Genomic DNA, 14,348 nt, shown 5'->3' on the forward strand with positions numbered 1-14,348 from the left:
ATCGCCGGGAGCGGCCACCCGCCCTACCGTCGATGCATGGTCAGGCTCCGACGCGTCTCCGCGAGCATGCCGGGCTGGTCCCGGGTGCGGCACGGCCGTGGTTTCCGCTACCTCGACACCGACGGGACGGCGCTGGAGTCCGTCGACGCAGACCGGTGCAGAAAGCTCGTCATCCCGCCTGCGTGGCAGGGGGTGTGGATCTGCCCGGCCGAGAACGGTCACCTCCAGGCCGTGGGCACCGATGACGCGGGGCGACGGCAGTACCTCTACCACCCGGCCTGGAGAGAGCGGCGCGACGCGGAGAAGTTCGAGCACATGGAGGGATTCGCCGACGCGCTCATCCGCCGTCGACGCACCGTCCGCGGTCACATCGGCGACGAGCCGGACCTGCGCACCGTCGCGGCCACCACCCTCTGCCTGCTCGACCTGGGGATGTTCCGCGTGGGGTCGGGCCGGTACACCGAGGAGAACGGCAGCCACGGCCTGACCACGATCGAGGCCGAGCACGTCACGCGCGACGGGAACGGCCTCTCGTTCCGCTACGTCGCCAAGTCGGGGCAGGAGGTGGAGGTGACGGTGCACGACGACCGTGTCATCACGGTCCTGGACCGGCTGCGCCGTCGCCGTGGTGGTGGGTCGGAGCTCCTGGCCTACCGGGAGGGTCGACGCTGGCACGACCTCGGTGCGACCCACGTCAACGAGTACGTCAAGGAGATCCTCGGCCAGGAGTTCTCGGCCAAGGACTTCCGCACGTGGCGAGGCACCGTCATCGCGGCCGCCGAGCTGTCCGTGGCCGACGCCTCGAGCACCGCCGCACGCAAGCGCTCGGTCTCGGCGGCGATGCGCGTGGTGGCCGACCACCTCGGCAACACCCCGACCGTCGCGCGCTCGTCCTACGTCGACCCGCGGGTCGTCGACCTGTTCCAGGACGGCGTCACCGTCGCGGCCGGTCACCGGCTCGTCGCACCCGGCGAGCCGGTCAACCGGACCCTGGAGCGTCAGGTGATGGAGCTGCTCACGAAGGCGTGACGTCGGCGAGGGCGGACTCCACGTCCCGCCAGAACGTCGGGTAGGCGTAGACCGAGTTGCGCAGCGTCGAGAGTGGCACCTCGGCGCGCACGGCAACCGCGAGGCCCGACAACGTCTCCCCGCCGGCCGGGCCGACGCTGGTCGCCCCGACGAGGAGGTCACGGTCCAGGTCGACCACGAGCTTCACCAGGCCCTCGGCGCCCGGCCCGTGCATGAAGCCGCGGCTTCCCGAGGTGTGCTGCATCGTCCCGACCCCGACGCGCAGCCCGCGCTCACGGGCCTGCTTCTCGGTCAGCCCGACGCCACCCACCTCCGGGTCCGTGAAGGTGACGCGCGGGAAGCTGGTGTCGTACTCCCCCAGCTCCTCGCCGAGGATCGATCGGGCGGCGCGCTCGGACTGGTACATCGAGAGGTGCGTGAAGGCTCCCCGGCCGGCGATGTCGCCAATTGCCCAGAGCCCGGGGCCGGCGCGCATCTCGTCGTCGACCTCGACGGAGCGGGCGGACGGGTCCAGGCCCACGGTCTCCAGACCGACGTCGTCGATGCGCGGGCGTCGACCGGCCGCGACGAGCAGCCGCTCGGCCCCGACGGTCACGTCGCCACAGTCCACGGCGAAGCGGCCGTCGGTGTACGAGACCGAGGCGATCTTCACCTCGGTGAGGACCCGGACGCCCTCACGACCCAGCACGTCGGTGAGCACCTCGGCGGACTCCGGCTCCTCGGGGCCGAGGATCCGTGGGCCGACCTCCAGGACCGTGACGTCGCTGCCGAGCCGCCCGAAGGCCTGCGCGAGCTCCAGCCCGATCGGCCCTCCCCCGATGACGGCGAGCGAGGCCGGCAGGTCGCCGGACTCCAGGATCTCGTGGTTGGTCCAGAAGGGCGTGCCCGCCAGGCCCGGGACGTCCGGCACCCCCGGCCGTGTGCCGGTGTTGAGCACGACTCCGCGCCCAGCGACGAAGCGGCGCGCCTGCCCGTCGGGGAGCTCGACCTCCACCTCGCGCTCGGCCACCAGCCGGCCGTGCCCGCGGACCACCTGCACCCCGGCATCGACGAGCCGGTCGACGGCGATCGTGTCGTCCCAGTCGGTCGTGGCCTCCTCGCGGATCCGACGAGCGGCCGGGGCGAAGTCCGGCTCCCCGGACGTGACGTCGGCCAGCTCGCCCGCGCGCCGCGCCTCGGCGACCGCGTCGGCCGCCCGCACGATGATCTTGGACGGCACGCAGCCCCAGTACGGGCACTCCCCGCCCACGAGGCCGGACTCCACGGCCACGACCGAGAGGCCCGCACCGGACAGCCTCGAGGCGAGCGCCTCTCCGCCGGGCCCGGTGCCGATGATGATGACGTCGCATGAGGTGCTCATGGATCCATCGTGCCCGGTTCGCCGTGGCGATGCGCGTCAGTCGCGCGGTCCGTGGGTCTGCAGGAACAGCACCGGCCCGGCCAGGTCGCCCCGCTCGCCCAGGCCGCGCACCGCCGCGAGGGCCTTCGCCGTGTAGACGGGCTCGAGCTCCAGCCCCTCCCGTGTGGCCGCGGAAGCCCGCTCGACCTCCGCCTCGGACGTCGGGTCCCCGTACGTGCGCCCGAGCCACTCGTGCGTCGTGGCGAGGTCCTCAGGGTCGATCCGCTCGGGGACGGCCGCCCCTCGCGAGCGCAGCAACCCTGCCGTCTCGCTCGCGAGGCGGGCCACCGTGCCGGCGTCGAGGCGGAAGGAGTCGTTGACGACGACGCCGAGGACACGGGTCCGCAGCCCGGCCAGGCGAAGGCCGAGCGTGAGACCGGCCGCGGTGCCGCCGGACCCGACCGCGGTGACGATCGTGGCCGGCTCGGGGAGGTCGCCTGCGGCCACCTGCTCGGCGATCTCCAGCGCGGTCTCGACGTAGGCGAGGGAGCCGACCGGGGACGAACCACCCGCCGGCAGGTAGTACGGCAGCCGTCCCCTCGAGCTGTACCGCCCCAGCAGCACGGGGGCGGCCAGCCGCAACCGGTTCACGCTGGCGAAGCGATGGATGACGGCACCGGATGCGTCGAGTCGCCGGGTCTGGTCCCGGACGTGGTCGTCGACGGGTTGGTGCACCAGTCCCAAGACCGTGCGGAGCCCGTGGTCGCGGCCGTAGAGCGCTGCCGCCAGCCCCCAGTGCGTCCCGATCCCACCCACCGTGAAGAGCGTGGTCCGGCGCCGTCGATGCGCCTCGGCGATGATCCACTCCAGCTTGCGCACCTTGTTTCCGCCCCAGGCGCCGTCACCGAAGACGGACTCGTCCTTCAGCCAGGTCTCGACGGGCAGATCCATGTGCTCGAGCCGACGCACGGGCGTCGGGGTGCTGCCGAGCCTCACCGACGGCAGGTCGGCGTCGGGGAATCGCTGCGCCATGCGGCTGGAGCTCATCGGGCCCGGGCCGACACTCATCTAGGAGACCGTGGCCTCGGCCGACGCGGTGTCGTTCCAGCGCCAGCGGTACATGCTGTAGACGATCAGGGCCCACGCCACGATGGCCGAGGCGATCAGGCCCAGGGCCGTGACCCAGCCCTGGGCGGGCAGATCGGGCCCGAACGCGACGCCCAGCAGCTCGAACTCCGGGATGGTGGGACCGATCCACCAGATGACGCCGACCGCGAAGATCCACAGGCCGCCCAGGAAGCTCAGCGTGATCCGCGGGATGGTCTGGACCCCGGCCTCGGCGGCCTCCATGGCCCAGGCCTTGAGCGGGTCGAGGATCCGGCGGGCCCAGGAGTAGTGCCGTGAGAGCAGCGCGACGCCGGACACGACGATCAGCGTGCCCGGGCCGGGCAGCGGCATGAGGAGGATCCCGACGACGACCAGCACCCAGCCCAGGGACTCGCTCCCTGTTCGGGTGAACCACGCCTTCAGACGGGCCCAGAGACTCATGGCACACAGCATGCCAAATCCCACCCAGCCAGTCAGGTGTCGGCGCCGAACCACTTCCAGCCGATCTCGTGTGGCGCATCGGCGTGCCCGGCGAAAGGATGACCCCATGAACAAGGCAGCCGCCCTCCTGTCCCTGGCCGAGGAGACCCTCGGCATGCCTCTGCCCGTCCGGCTGCGGGTGTGGGACGGCAGCGAGGCCGGGCCATCCGGAGCGCCCGTGCTGGTCCTGCGGTCCAGGCGAGCCGTGCGCCACGTCCTGTACAAGCCCGGCGAGCTGGGCATCGCGCGGGCCTACGTCCAGGGCGACCTCGACGTCGAGGGTGACCTCGCCGAAGGGCTGCGCACGATGTGGTCCGCCGTACGCGAGGCCCGTGAGCGCGACGACCGCGCCGGTCGTCCGACCCTTCGCCCCCGCACCCTCGCCAAGGGGGTGTCGCTGGCCGTCCGGCTGGGCGCCATCGGCCGTCGCCCGGCCGCACCCGCGGCCGAGTCCCACCTGAGCGGTGAGCTGCACAGCCGCGAGCGCGACCGCGAGGCCATCAGCCACCACTACGACCTCTCCAACGACTTCTACGAGCTCATCCTCGATGAGACGATGGCCTACTCCAGCGGCTTCCACACCGCTCCCGCGCAGTCGCTGCACGAGGCGCAGGTGGCCAAGCTCGACCTCGTGTGCCGCAAGCTCGACCTGCAGCCCGGAATGCGGATGCTCGACATCGGTTCCGGGTGGGGGTCGCTCACCCTGCACGCCGCCGAGCACTACGGCGTGCACGTCACGGGTGTGACGCTCTCGCACGAGCAGCGCGACTACGTCATGAAGCGCGCCGCGGAGCGTGGGTTGTCCGACCGGGTCGACGTCAGCCTGCGGCACTTCCGCGACCTCGCCGAGCCCGGCGGGGGTGCCGGGCCCGGGGCCGGAGAAGGTGCAGCGGTGCGCGACGGTGGCGTCGACGCGGTCGCCTCGATCGAGATGGGCGAGCACGTCGGCGACGCCGAGTACGTCATCTTCACCGAGTCCATCCAGCGCTACCTGCGGCCCGGTGGCCGCGTGCTCATCCAGCAGATGTCCCGCAGCAACGACGCGCCAGGCGACTCCCCCGGCGGCGGCCCGTTCATCGAGACCTACATCGCCCCTGACATGCACATGAAGCCGCTCGCCAAGACCCTCGGGCTCATCAACCGTGCCGGCCTGGAGATCCGCGATGTGCAGGCCATGCGCGAGCACTACCCGCAGACGGTCGCCGGATGGGCCGAGAAGCTCGAGGAGAACTGGGCCACCGCTGTTGCCCTCGTGGGCGAGGAGATGGCGCGCGTCTGGCGCCTGTACCTCGCCGGAGGGTCGCTGGCCTTTGAGGAGAATCGGATGGGCGTCGACCAGATCCTGGCCGTCAAGCCGAGCAGTGCCGGCATCAGCGGCATGCCGGCCTCCCCCCTGGGGTGGCTCTCATGATCGAGAACGACGTCTCCCAGAGTCTCGTCACACTGGCCATCGGGTTCGCCACCATCGTCCTCTACCTGGCAGCGTGCCTCGCCATCTCGGTGCGTCAGCAGAAGCTCACGGTCGTCGACACGGCCTGGGGCCTGGGCTTCGTGCTCGTCGGCATCGTGTCCGTGCTCGTCTCCGACCGCGGCGAGGGCATGCCGGGGCCGGCCCTGCTGCTGATCGTGCTGGTGGGCATCTGGGGAGTCCGTCTCGCCTTCCACCTGCACACCCGCAACAGCGGCAAGGACGAGGATCCCCGCTACCAGCAGCTCGCCGATGCCGACGGCCGCTCCTTCATCCGGGTCGCGCTGACCCGGGTCTTCCTCCCCCAGGGCCTGGCGATGTTCCTGGTGGCCACGCCCCTCATGGTCGGCATGAACAACGCGGGCCTGATCGGCTGGCTCGCGTGGCTCGGCGCGGCGGTCTGGGCCGTCGGCTTCTTCTTCGAGGCCGTCGGCGACTGGCAGCTCAAGCAGTTCAAGAAGAATCCGGACAACAAGGGCGAGGTCATGGACCAGGGGCTCTGGCGCTTCACCCGCCACCCCAACTACTTCGGTGACGCCTGCGTGTGGACGGGCATCTGGCTCGTCGCGGCCGCCTCCCTGCCGGGTCTGCTGACCGTCATCAGCCCCATCGCGATGACGTTCTTCCTCACCAAGGTCACCGGCGCGTCGCTCAACGAGAAGGGGATGCGCGAGACCAAGCCCGGCTACGAGGACTACGTCCGGCGCACCAGCGGGTTCTTCCCGCTCCCCCCGAAGTCGCGCTCGTGACGGCGCGACGACACCTGGTCACCGGTGTCACGGGGTTCGTCGGAGCCCGGCTCGCCGAACGGCTCGTCGAGGAGGGGCGCAGCGTCCGCGTCCTCGTGCGCGACCCGGCCCGGCTGCCGGACGCCCCGTGGGTCTCGGGCGTGGAGGTGGTGACGGGTGACGTCGGCGGAGGCCCCGGTCTGGCGGACGCGCTGCAGGGCGTCGACGTCGCCTACTACCTCGTCCACGCCATGTCCGACGGCGACGACTACGCGGCCGTCGACCTGCGCCTCGCCACGGCCTTCGCCCGGGCCTGCGCCGACGCGGGCGTCGCGCGCATCGTCTACCTCGGTGGTCTCCTGCCCACCGAGGACGAGCCGACCGAGCACCTCGCCTCCCGGCGAGAGGTCGGCCAGGTCTTCCTGGACGGCCCCGTCCCCGCCGCCGTGCTGCAGGCCGGGATGGTGGTCGGGCGAGGATCGGCCTCGTTCGAGCTGATGGAGCTGGCCGTCCGCTGGCTCCCGGTGATCGTCGGGCCGTCGTGGCTGAACCGCTCGATGCAGCCGATCGCGCTGCCGGACCTGCTGCACTACCTCGTCGGGGTGGCCGACCTTCCGGCCGACGTCAATCGCACGTTCGACGTCGGCGGACCGGACGTCCTGCGCTACCGCGACCTGATCGCCGAGCACGCCAGAGCGGGGGGTCGAAGGGCTCCGACGACGGTCACGGTCCCGGTGCCGCTCCCGCACACGCTCAGCTTCGTCGTCGGCGAGATCGCTCCGGGCCCCAGCTCGTTGAACTCCGCGCTCGCGCACAGCCTCTCGGTGGACATGGTGTGCACCGAGCACGACATCGCCGAGCACGTCGGCGATCCGCCCGGCGGACTGACCGGCGTCGAGGATGCGTTGCGCCTCGCCCACGACTGACGACACGTCACGCGGGCGTCGCGCCGGACGCGACCACTCACTCCGAGACGAAGATGTGGTTCGCCGCGTCTGCGTCGATCTCGGCCGTCTCACCCTGGCGCGCCACGACCACGCCGTCGTGGCCGCTGGAGATCAGCACGTCGTTGCCGGGCAGGGCACCCACCCGGCGCAGGACGGACATGACCTCGGTGTCCTTCTGCAGCTCCTCCGCGATCCTGCGCACGATGCGGCGGCGCGGCTCGGCCGCACCGCGTGCAGCCGCAGTGAGGGACTCCAGGCCGGCCAAGAAGGCGATCGGGTCATCACCGGTGGCGGACTCCGGGTCACCGAGCTCGGCGAGACCGGGGATCGGGTTGCCGTAGGGCGACTCGGTGGGGTGCTCCAGCAGGGCGACCAGTCGTCGCTCCACCTGCTCGGACATGACGTGCTCCCAGCGGCACGCCTCCTCGTGGACGTACTCGATCTCCAGACCGATGATGTCCGTGAGCAGCCGCTCGGCCAGCCGGTGCTTGCGCATGACGCGCGTGGCGAGCTGGCGGCCCTTGTCGGACAGCTCGAGGTGTCGGTCGCCCTCGACCGTGAGCAGACCGTCCCGTTCCATCCTGGCCACCGTCTGGCTGACCGTCGGGCCGCTCTGGTGCAGGCGCTCGGCGATGCGCGCCCGCAGGGGCACGATGCCCTCCTCCTCCAGCTCGTAGACGGTCCTCAGGTACATCTCGGTGGTGTCGATGAGATCGCTCACGCCGCCATTGTTCCATGACGTGCGAGAGCGGCGCGTGCCGCTGAGGATGGAGGGCATGGCCACCTCCGTGATGTGCTTTCGCAACGACTTCCGCCTGCAGGACAATCCGGCCCTGAGAGCGGCGATCGAGGCGGGTCCGGACGGCGTCGTCGGGCTGTTCGTGCTCGACGACCACTACTGGGGCCCGGGCGGTCGGACGCGGCTGGCCTACCTGATGCGCGCGCTGGCCCACCTCGACGAGCGCATCGGGCTCACGATCGTGCACGGCCGACCGTGGGAGGTCGTGCCACAGGTGGCGCGAGCCGTGGGGGCGACGTCGGTGCACGTCGCAGCGGACTACACGCCCTACGAGGCCGACCGCGACGTCCGCATCGAGAAGGCCCTGGCCGAGGACGACGTCGAGCTCGTCCGCACCGGGTCCGCCTACGCGGTGGCGCCGGGCCGCGTGACCAAGCCTGACGGCGACCCCTACCGGGTCTTCACTCCCTTCTTCCGGGCGTGGAAGGAGCACGGGTGGCGCGCCCCGGCCCCCGGGGTGCGCGACGTCCCGTGGATCCGGGCCGACGTCGAGACCGCGGAGCTGCCGGACGTCGACCCGCCCGAGGGCCTGGAGCTCCCCCCGGTCGGTGAGGAGGCCGCGCGCCGGCAGTGGCGGTCGTGGCTGGACCACGTCGATGAGTACGACGCCGTGCGCGACCTGCCGGGGCAGGACCTCACGTCGAAGATGTCCGTGCACCTGAAGTGGGGCCACGTGCACCCGCGCACCCTCCTGGCCGACCTGGCCGAGCGTCGTTCCGAGGGGGCCGCCGCGTACGCGCGCGAGCTGGCGTTCCGGGAGTTCTACGCCGACGTCGTGCACCACCGGCCGGACACCCTCGAGGGCTACTACGACAAGCGCTTCGAGCAGATGGAGTACGACCACCCCGGCGGCGACCTCCAGGCGTGGCAGCAGGGACGCACCGGCTTCCCCGTCGTTGACGCCGGCATGCGGCAGCTCGCCGCCACGGGCTGGATGCACAACCGGGTCCGGATGATCGTCGCGAGCTTCCTGGTGAAGGACCTGCACCTGGAGTGGACCGTGGGCGCCAGCCACTTCATGGACCTGCTCGTGGACGGCGACCCGTGCTCCAACCAGCACGGCTGGCAGTGGGTGGCCGGGTGCGGCACCGACGCCGCGCCGTACTTCCGGATCTTCAACCCCACGACGCAGGGCAAGAAGTTCGACCCCGACGGCACCTACGTCCGCCGCTGGATCCCCGAGCTGCGTGACGTCGAGGGAAAGGCCGTGCACGAGCCCTGGACGCTCGATGATCCCCCCGAGGACTATCCCGCCCCGATCGTCGACCACGCCGAGGAGCGCCGCGAGTCTCTCCGCCGCTACGAGGCCCTCCGCTGACGAGAGACCTTTCCCTCGGTGAGGAGCACGGCGCACCGAAGGTAGCGTGAGGCCATGGTGACGATCGGCGCACAGTTCAACGGCCCAGCGACGTCGGGCAACGGCGGGTACGTGTGTGGTGTCCTGGCCGACGAGCACGGGGCCGACGTCGTCACCGCGACGCTGAGGCAACCACCACCCCTGGACTCACCCCTGACGTGGGAGCGCGACGAGGACGACCTCCGGCTCCTCACCCCGGGCGGAGCCGTGGTCGGCGAGGCGAACGTCGGCTCCTTCGCCGGGACCCCGCCACCCTGCCCGACTGCCGAGGAGACCACGGCGGGTCTGGCCTCCTACGCGGGCTTCGCCGCCCACCCCTTCGACCGCTGCTTCACGTGCGGCACGGCACGCAGCGACGGCGACGGCCTGCGCCTGTTCACCGGCCCCGTCGACGAGACCCGCACCGCCGGGCCGTGGCAGCCGCATGCCGCCTTCGACGCGGGCGACGGCGCCCTCGACGTCCCCGTGACGTGGGCCGCGCTGGACTGCCCCGGTGGTTGGGCCGCTGACTTCAGCCAGCAGCTGATGCTGCTCGGGCGCATGACCGCGCAGGTGCTGCGCCGGCCCACGATCGGGGAGCGACTGCGCTCCACCGGCCACCTCGCTCGGCGCGACGGTCGCAAGTTCCACACCGCCACGGCGCTCTACACCGAGACCGGGGAGCTGCTCGGCCGCGCCGAGCAGGTCTGGATCGAGGTCCCCGAGAGCTGAGCGTCCCCGGCCCGGCCGGGCGTCCCTTTCGCCGCTCGATCCTCACTCGACGCGACGACGTCCCCGCGCCCGAGGCGGGAGACATCATGACCGGGCTGTGTCATCCTCGAGACGGCGAGCGCCGACCGTGGGCCAGTGCCCGCAGGTTGTCGACCACGCTCCACTCGGGGGATCCATGCGCCGCACCGCCATCACGCTCGCCACGCTGACGTTGGTCGTCGCCACCGCCTGTGGTGGCGAGTCGGACACGACTCCAGAACCGCCTGGAGAGTCCTCGGCGCCAGAGGGGCTCGACCCGTGCACGTTGCTGCCGGTCGAGGATTTCCCGCCACAGGAGAACACCGAGGACCCGCCGGAGCCGTACACGGCATTGATGTCCCTGGAGGAGTCCTTCGTCGGCTGTGTCTCCGACACCTACGAGGACTTCTCCTTCGGCTACAAGAACGTCGACGACGACGCCCCGCTGTCGGACCTGCTCGTCGACACCAACGAGGGCGAGTACGAGGAGGTCGACGGCCTCGGCGACGAGGCGCTGATCCAGGTCTCGGACTTCGGAGCGAGCGTGTCCCAGCGGATCATGGCGCGCTTCGGCAGCGAGCAGCTCTTCCTCTCCTACGACGCCGTCAAGGAGGACGAGCTGTCCGACGACGAGCTGGTCGCCCTCATGGAGACGATGGGCTCCAGCCTGCCCGACGAGGTCTCGCACGTGGACGTCGAGATGGCCGAGGGCTGCCCGGATCCCGCGGGCGAGGAGGTCACGGCGATCGTCGATCCGGTCGTCACCGCTCGTGGTGCCGCCGACACCCCCACGAGCGTCCTGACGTGCCAGTACGTGAGCGAGGACGGGTCGACGGTGCGGCTGGACGCCTCCACGATGACCCTGGAGGACCTGCAGATCACGGGCTTCCTCCAAGAGCTCCGGGAGGAGCCCACGACCCTCGCCGGGCTCGAGGCCTTCGTGTACGCCGATGAGTTCGCCGTCCAGATGACCGTGCCGACCGACGACGACGTCATCGTGCGGGTCGACGTTCTTCCCGGGGAGGACGTCGAGGCGCCGGCAGTCGAGCCGGTCACCGCGCTCGTCGAGTCCTTCGTGGGCACGGTCACCGGGCCGTAGGCGCTCCAGGCGACGGCGTCGATCGGCCGACCTCGTCACCGTCCACGTAGAACCAGCGGCCGGCTCGACGTTCGAAACGGCTGAGCTCGTGCATCACCCCGCGCTGGGAGTCGGTCGCGTACCGGGCCCTGAACTCGACCGTCCCGCGGTCGTCGGACTCCCGCCCGGCATCGGTGGCGAGCACCTCCAGGCCCTGCCAGCGCAGCGCCTGCGACGTAGAGACGTCCTCGGGGCGCGTGCGCGGGTGCCACGTCCGGAAGACGTGGTCGTCGTCGCGGACTGCATAGGCGCTGTAGCGCGACCGCATCAGCTCCTCGGCCGTCGTGGCGAGCCGCTCCTGACGGTGCAGCGGGCGGCAGCACTCCTGGAACGGGAGGCTGTTCCCGCAGGGGCAGTCACTCATGGGGCCAGGCGCTCGCGTCGCCACTGGTCACCGGCGCGGCGAAACCGCAGGCGGTCGTGCAGGCGGTCGGCCCGCCCCTGCCAGAACTCCACGGACGTCGGCTCGATGCGGTAGCCGCCCCACGTCTCGGGCCGCTGGACCGGGCCGTCCCCGACCGAGGCCTCGACTCGCTCGAACCGTTGCTCCAGCTCGTCGCGGTCGGCGATCACCTGCGACTGTGGCGAGGCGACCGCGCCGAGGCGGCTCCCCGGCGGTCGGCTGGTGAAGTACGCGTCGGACTCCCGGGAGGGGATCCGCGCGACGGGACCCTCGACGCGCACCTGCCGCTGCAGCGGGTGCCACAGCATGACCGCGGCGGCGTGCGGGTTGGCCTCGATCTCCGCACCCTTGCGGGAGGTGTACCCGGTGTAGAAGACCACACCCGCGTCGTCGAGCTGCTTGAGCAGGACGATCCGCACCGACGGCAGTCCGTCGGGGGTGGCCGTGGCCAGCGCCATCGCGTTCGGCTCGTGCACGTCGGCCACGATGGCGTCGTCCAGCCAGCGGCGAAAGAGCGCCATCGGGTCGGTCCCGGCGTCAGCCTCGTCCAGCCCGCTGCGGGCGTACTCCGTCCGCATCGCCGCCAGGTCCGGTGTGCCCATGTCGCCAGCCTACGAGGCGGCGCAGGAGGCGCAGCGCCGACAGGGCACAATGCGGGACATGGCTGATGACGTGAAGGTTCACCACGGACTCGAAGGGGTCGTCGCGTTCGAGAGCGAGATCGCCGAGCCCGACAAGGAAGGGTCCGCCCTGCGCTACCGCGGGGTGGACATCGACGACCTCGTCGGGCGTGTCCCGTTCGGGAAGATCTGGGGCCTGCTGGTCGACGGTCACTACGAGCCCGGCCTGCCGCCGGCCGAGCCGTTCCCCATCCCCGTCCACTCCGGCGACATCCGTGCCGACGTGCAGAGCGCGATCGCCCTCACGGCCCCCGCGTGGGGCCTGCGGCAGCTCTACGACATCCCCACCGCCGAGGAGGTCCGCGAGGACCTGTCCCGGACCGCCGTCATGATCCTGTCCTACGTGGCGCAGGCGGCTCGCGGCGTGGGCCAGCCGATGGTCCCCCAGGCCGTCATCGACGAGAAGGACTCGATCGTCGAGCGGATGCTGACCCGCTGGCGTGGCGAGGTGAACCCCGACCACGCCAAGGCCATCGACGCCTACCTGGTCTCGGCCGCCGAGCACGGCATGAACGCCTCCACCTTCACGGCGCGCGTCATCGCCTCCACCGGAGCCGACGTGGCCGCGGCGCTCTCGGGAGCCGTCGGCGCCATGTCCGGTCCCCTGCACGGTGGCGCGCCCTCGCGGGTGCTGCACATGATCGAGCAGGTCGAGAAGTCCGGCGACGCCGAGGGCTACGTCAAGCAGCTCCTGGACTCCGGCGAGCGGCTCATGGGCTTCGGTCACCGCGTCTACCGGGCCGAGGACCCCCGCGCACGGACGTTGCGCCGCACTGCCAAGGAGCTCGCCGCCCCTCGCGCCGAGGTGGCCGAGGCGCTGGAGCAGGCCGCGCTCAAGGAGCTCCGCGAGCGTCGCCCCGACCGGGTCCTGGAGACCAACGTCGAGTTCTGGGCCGCCATCGTCCTGGACTTCGCCGAGGTCCCCCCGAACATGTTCACGGCGATGTTCACCTCCGCCCGCACCGCGGGCTGGAGCGCGCACATCCTGGAGCAGTACAAGACCGGACGCCTGATCCGGCCCTCGTCGATCTACGTCGGCCCCGCGTCGCGGGACGCCGACGAGGTGGACGGCTGGGACGACGCCTGGGGCGACGCCTGAGCCCAGCCGCTGCGCACGAGCGCCGGAAGTCGACGGCCGCGGACGCCTCGTGGGTCCCGGGCCGTATGACGTGCCCCGCTGCGCTTGCGGACCTCGCCTCGCTTGCCATGCTGGAGAGGACGGCCCCACCCCGGCCGTCCCCCCACCACGAGGAGATCCCTTCATGACCACCGTTCCCTTCATCGAGCTCAACGACGGCGTCTCCATCCCGCAGCTCGGCTTCGGCGTGTTCCAGGTCGAGCCCGACGAGACACAGGCGACCGTCGAGAAGGCGCTCGAGGTCGGCTACCGGCACATCGACACCGCGCGCATCTACGGCAACGAGAAGGGCGTCGGGGCAGCGCTCGCGGCCTCCGACGTGGCCCGCGACGACCTCTTCGTCACGACCAAGCTCTGGAACAGCCACCAGGGCTACGACTCGACGCTGCGCGCCTTCGACGCCAGCATGGAGAAGCTCGGGCTGGACGTGCTCGACCTGTACCTGATCCACTGGCCGACGCCTGCGAACGACACCTTCGTCGACACCTGGAAGGCGTTCGAGCAGATCAAGGCCGACGGGCGCGTGCGCTCCATCGGCGTCTCGAACTTCCGAATGCAGGACCTGCAGCGCCTCTTCGACGAGGGCCTGACCGTCCCGTCGGTCAACCAGATCGAGCTGCACCCGGCACTCACCCAGGACACGCTGCGCGCCTTCCACGCCGAGCACGGCATCGCCACGGAGGCCTGGAGCCCCCTCGCCCAGGGCGCGGTGCTGCAGGAGAAGGCGGTCACCGACGTCGCCGCCGCGCACGGTGCGGAGCCGGGCCAGGTCGTCCTCGCGTGGCACCTCGCCCTGGGCAACATCGTCTTCCCCAAGTCGGTCACGCCCGAGCGCATCGAGTCCAACTTCGCGTCCACGGGCCTCACGCTCAGCGAGGACGAGCTGCAGGCCATCAGCGCCATCAACCGCGACGAGCGGGTCGGCCCGGACCCGTCCGAGGTCAGCTGACGACGCACGCCCTCGACGTGAGCGTGCCCCTGTCCCGGTCGGGACAGGGGCACGCTC

General features: G+C 71.4%; 15 protein-coding genes. 9 read left to right on the plus strand and 6 right to left on the minus strand.

The features are described from left to right. The first annotated feature begins 36 nt into the window (after nucleotides 1-36). A complete protein-coding gene (locus ACHAAC_RS12620; protein ID WP_435716601.1) occupies nucleotides 37-1,029 on the plus strand; it encodes a DNA topoisomerase IB in 993 nt (330 codons plus the stop codon). Here ACHAAC_RS12620 and ACHAAC_RS12625 read toward each other — a convergent pair. From ACHAAC_RS12625 to ACHAAC_RS12635, 3 genes are read right to left on the minus strand one after another with little or no spacing between them, the layout of a single operon-like run. After that, entirely contained in the window at nucleotides 1,016-2,389 is a 1,374-nt protein-coding gene (locus ACHAAC_RS12625) for a dihydrolipoyl dehydrogenase family protein (RefSeq protein ID WP_435716603.1), read from the minus strand. The genes ACHAAC_RS12620 and ACHAAC_RS12625 overlap by 14 nt on opposite strands. 36 nt (nucleotides 2,390-2,425) lie before the next feature. Continuing rightward, entirely contained in the window at nucleotides 2,426-3,436 is a 1,011-nt protein-coding gene (locus ACHAAC_RS12630) for a 1-aminocyclopropane-1-carboxylate deaminase/D-cysteine desulfhydrase (protein ID WP_435716604.1), read from the minus strand. Beyond that, nucleotides 3,437-3,916, minus strand: coding sequence for a PGPGW domain-containing protein (locus ACHAAC_RS12635; RefSeq protein ID WP_435716606.1), 480 nt, complete (start codon nucleotides 3,914-3,916; stop codon nucleotides 3,437-3,439). It abuts the gene before it with no gap. A 106-nt stretch (nucleotides 3,917-4,022) separates the two neighbouring features. Here ACHAAC_RS12635 and ACHAAC_RS12640 point away from each other — a divergent pair, with 106 nt between their 5' ends. The 3 genes from ACHAAC_RS12640 to ACHAAC_RS12650 are packed head-to-tail and all read left to right on the plus strand — an operon-like array spanning nucleotide 4,023 to nucleotide 7,077. Further along, nucleotides 4,023-5,366 carry a class I SAM-dependent methyltransferase gene (locus tag ACHAAC_RS12640; RefSeq protein WP_435716607.1) on the plus strand — a complete coding sequence of 448 codons (1,344 nt, stop codon included), beginning with the start codon at nucleotides 4,023-4,025 and terminating at the stop codon, nucleotides 5,364-5,366. Next, nucleotides 5,363-6,172, plus strand: a complete 810-nt coding sequence (locus tag ACHAAC_RS12645) for a DUF1295 domain-containing protein (RefSeq protein ID WP_435716608.1) — start codon at nucleotides 5,363-5,365, stop codon at nucleotides 6,170-6,172. Before ACHAAC_RS12640 ends, ACHAAC_RS12645 begins: the two co-directional genes overlap by 4 nt. Continuing rightward, entirely contained in the window at nucleotides 6,169-7,077 is a 909-nt protein-coding gene (locus ACHAAC_RS12650; protein WP_435716609.1) for an NAD(P)H-binding protein, read from the plus strand. The genes ACHAAC_RS12645 and ACHAAC_RS12650 overlap by 4 nt, the downstream gene beginning before the upstream one ends. Before the next feature lie 37 nt (nucleotides 7,078-7,114). On the opposite strand, the gene ACHAAC_RS12655 is transcribed toward ACHAAC_RS12650, so the two are convergent. Beyond that, a complete protein-coding gene (locus ACHAAC_RS12655; RefSeq protein WP_435716611.1) occupies nucleotides 7,115-7,819 on the minus strand; it encodes a metal-dependent transcriptional regulator in 705 nt (234 codons plus the stop codon). 55 nt (nucleotides 7,820-7,874) lie between these two features. Here ACHAAC_RS12655 and ACHAAC_RS12660 point away from each other — a divergent pair, with 55 nt between their 5' ends. The 3 genes from ACHAAC_RS12660 to ACHAAC_RS12670 all read left to right on the plus strand — a co-directional run bounded on the left by ACHAAC_RS12660 (nucleotide 7,875) and on the right by ACHAAC_RS12670 (nucleotide 11,082). Next, on the plus strand, nucleotides 7,875-9,215 hold the full coding sequence (locus ACHAAC_RS12660) for a cryptochrome/photolyase family protein (RefSeq protein ID WP_435716612.1): 1,341 nt from the start codon (nucleotides 7,875-7,877) through the stop codon (nucleotides 9,213-9,215). 54 nt (nucleotides 9,216-9,269) lie between these two features. Beyond that, nucleotides 9,270-9,965 carry a hypothetical protein gene (locus tag ACHAAC_RS12665; RefSeq protein WP_435716614.1) on the plus strand — a complete coding sequence of 232 codons (696 nt, stop codon included), beginning with the start codon at nucleotides 9,270-9,272 and terminating at the stop codon, nucleotides 9,963-9,965. 175 nt (nucleotides 9,966-10,140) lie between these two features. Continuing rightward, entirely contained in the window at nucleotides 10,141-11,082 is a 942-nt protein-coding gene (locus ACHAAC_RS12670; RefSeq protein WP_435716616.1) for a hypothetical protein, read from the plus strand. On the opposite strand, the gene ACHAAC_RS12675 is transcribed toward ACHAAC_RS12670, so the two are convergent. Further along, nucleotides 11,069-11,485, minus strand: coding sequence for a YchJ family protein (locus ACHAAC_RS12675; protein WP_435716618.1), 417 nt, complete (start codon nucleotides 11,483-11,485; stop codon nucleotides 11,069-11,071). The genes ACHAAC_RS12670 and ACHAAC_RS12675 overlap by 14 nt on opposite strands. Next, nucleotides 11,482-12,126, minus strand: coding sequence for a pyridoxamine 5'-phosphate oxidase (pdxH, locus tag ACHAAC_RS12680; protein ID WP_435716619.1), 645 nt, complete (start codon nucleotides 12,124-12,126; stop codon nucleotides 11,482-11,484). Before pdxH ends, ACHAAC_RS12675 begins: the two co-directional genes overlap by 4 nt. Nucleotides 12,127-12,184: 58 nt before the next feature. Here pdxH and ACHAAC_RS12685 point away from each other — a divergent pair, with 58 nt between their 5' ends. Together ACHAAC_RS12685 and ACHAAC_RS12690 are read left to right on the plus strand one after the other, a co-directional pair. Beyond that, the gene (locus tag ACHAAC_RS12685) at nucleotides 12,185-13,303 is read left to right on the plus strand and encodes a citrate synthase 2 (protein ID WP_435716621.1); all 1,119 of its coding nucleotides are present in this window, start codon (nucleotides 12,185-12,187) and stop codon (nucleotides 13,301-13,303) included. Nucleotides 13,304-13,466: 163 nt separating this feature from the next. Further along, the gene (locus tag ACHAAC_RS12690; protein ID WP_435716623.1) at nucleotides 13,467-14,291 is read left to right on the plus strand and encodes an aldo/keto reductase; all 825 of its coding nucleotides are present in this window, start codon (nucleotides 13,467-13,469) and stop codon (nucleotides 14,289-14,291) included. The last annotated feature ends 57 nt before the right edge of the window (nucleotides 14,292-14,348 follow it).

Origin of the sequence: Aeromicrobium sp. CF4.19 (assembly GCF_051262555.1) — a bacterium.
Taxonomy (GTDB): Bacteria; Actinomycetota; Actinomycetes; order Propionibacteriales; family Nocardioidaceae; genus Aeromicrobium.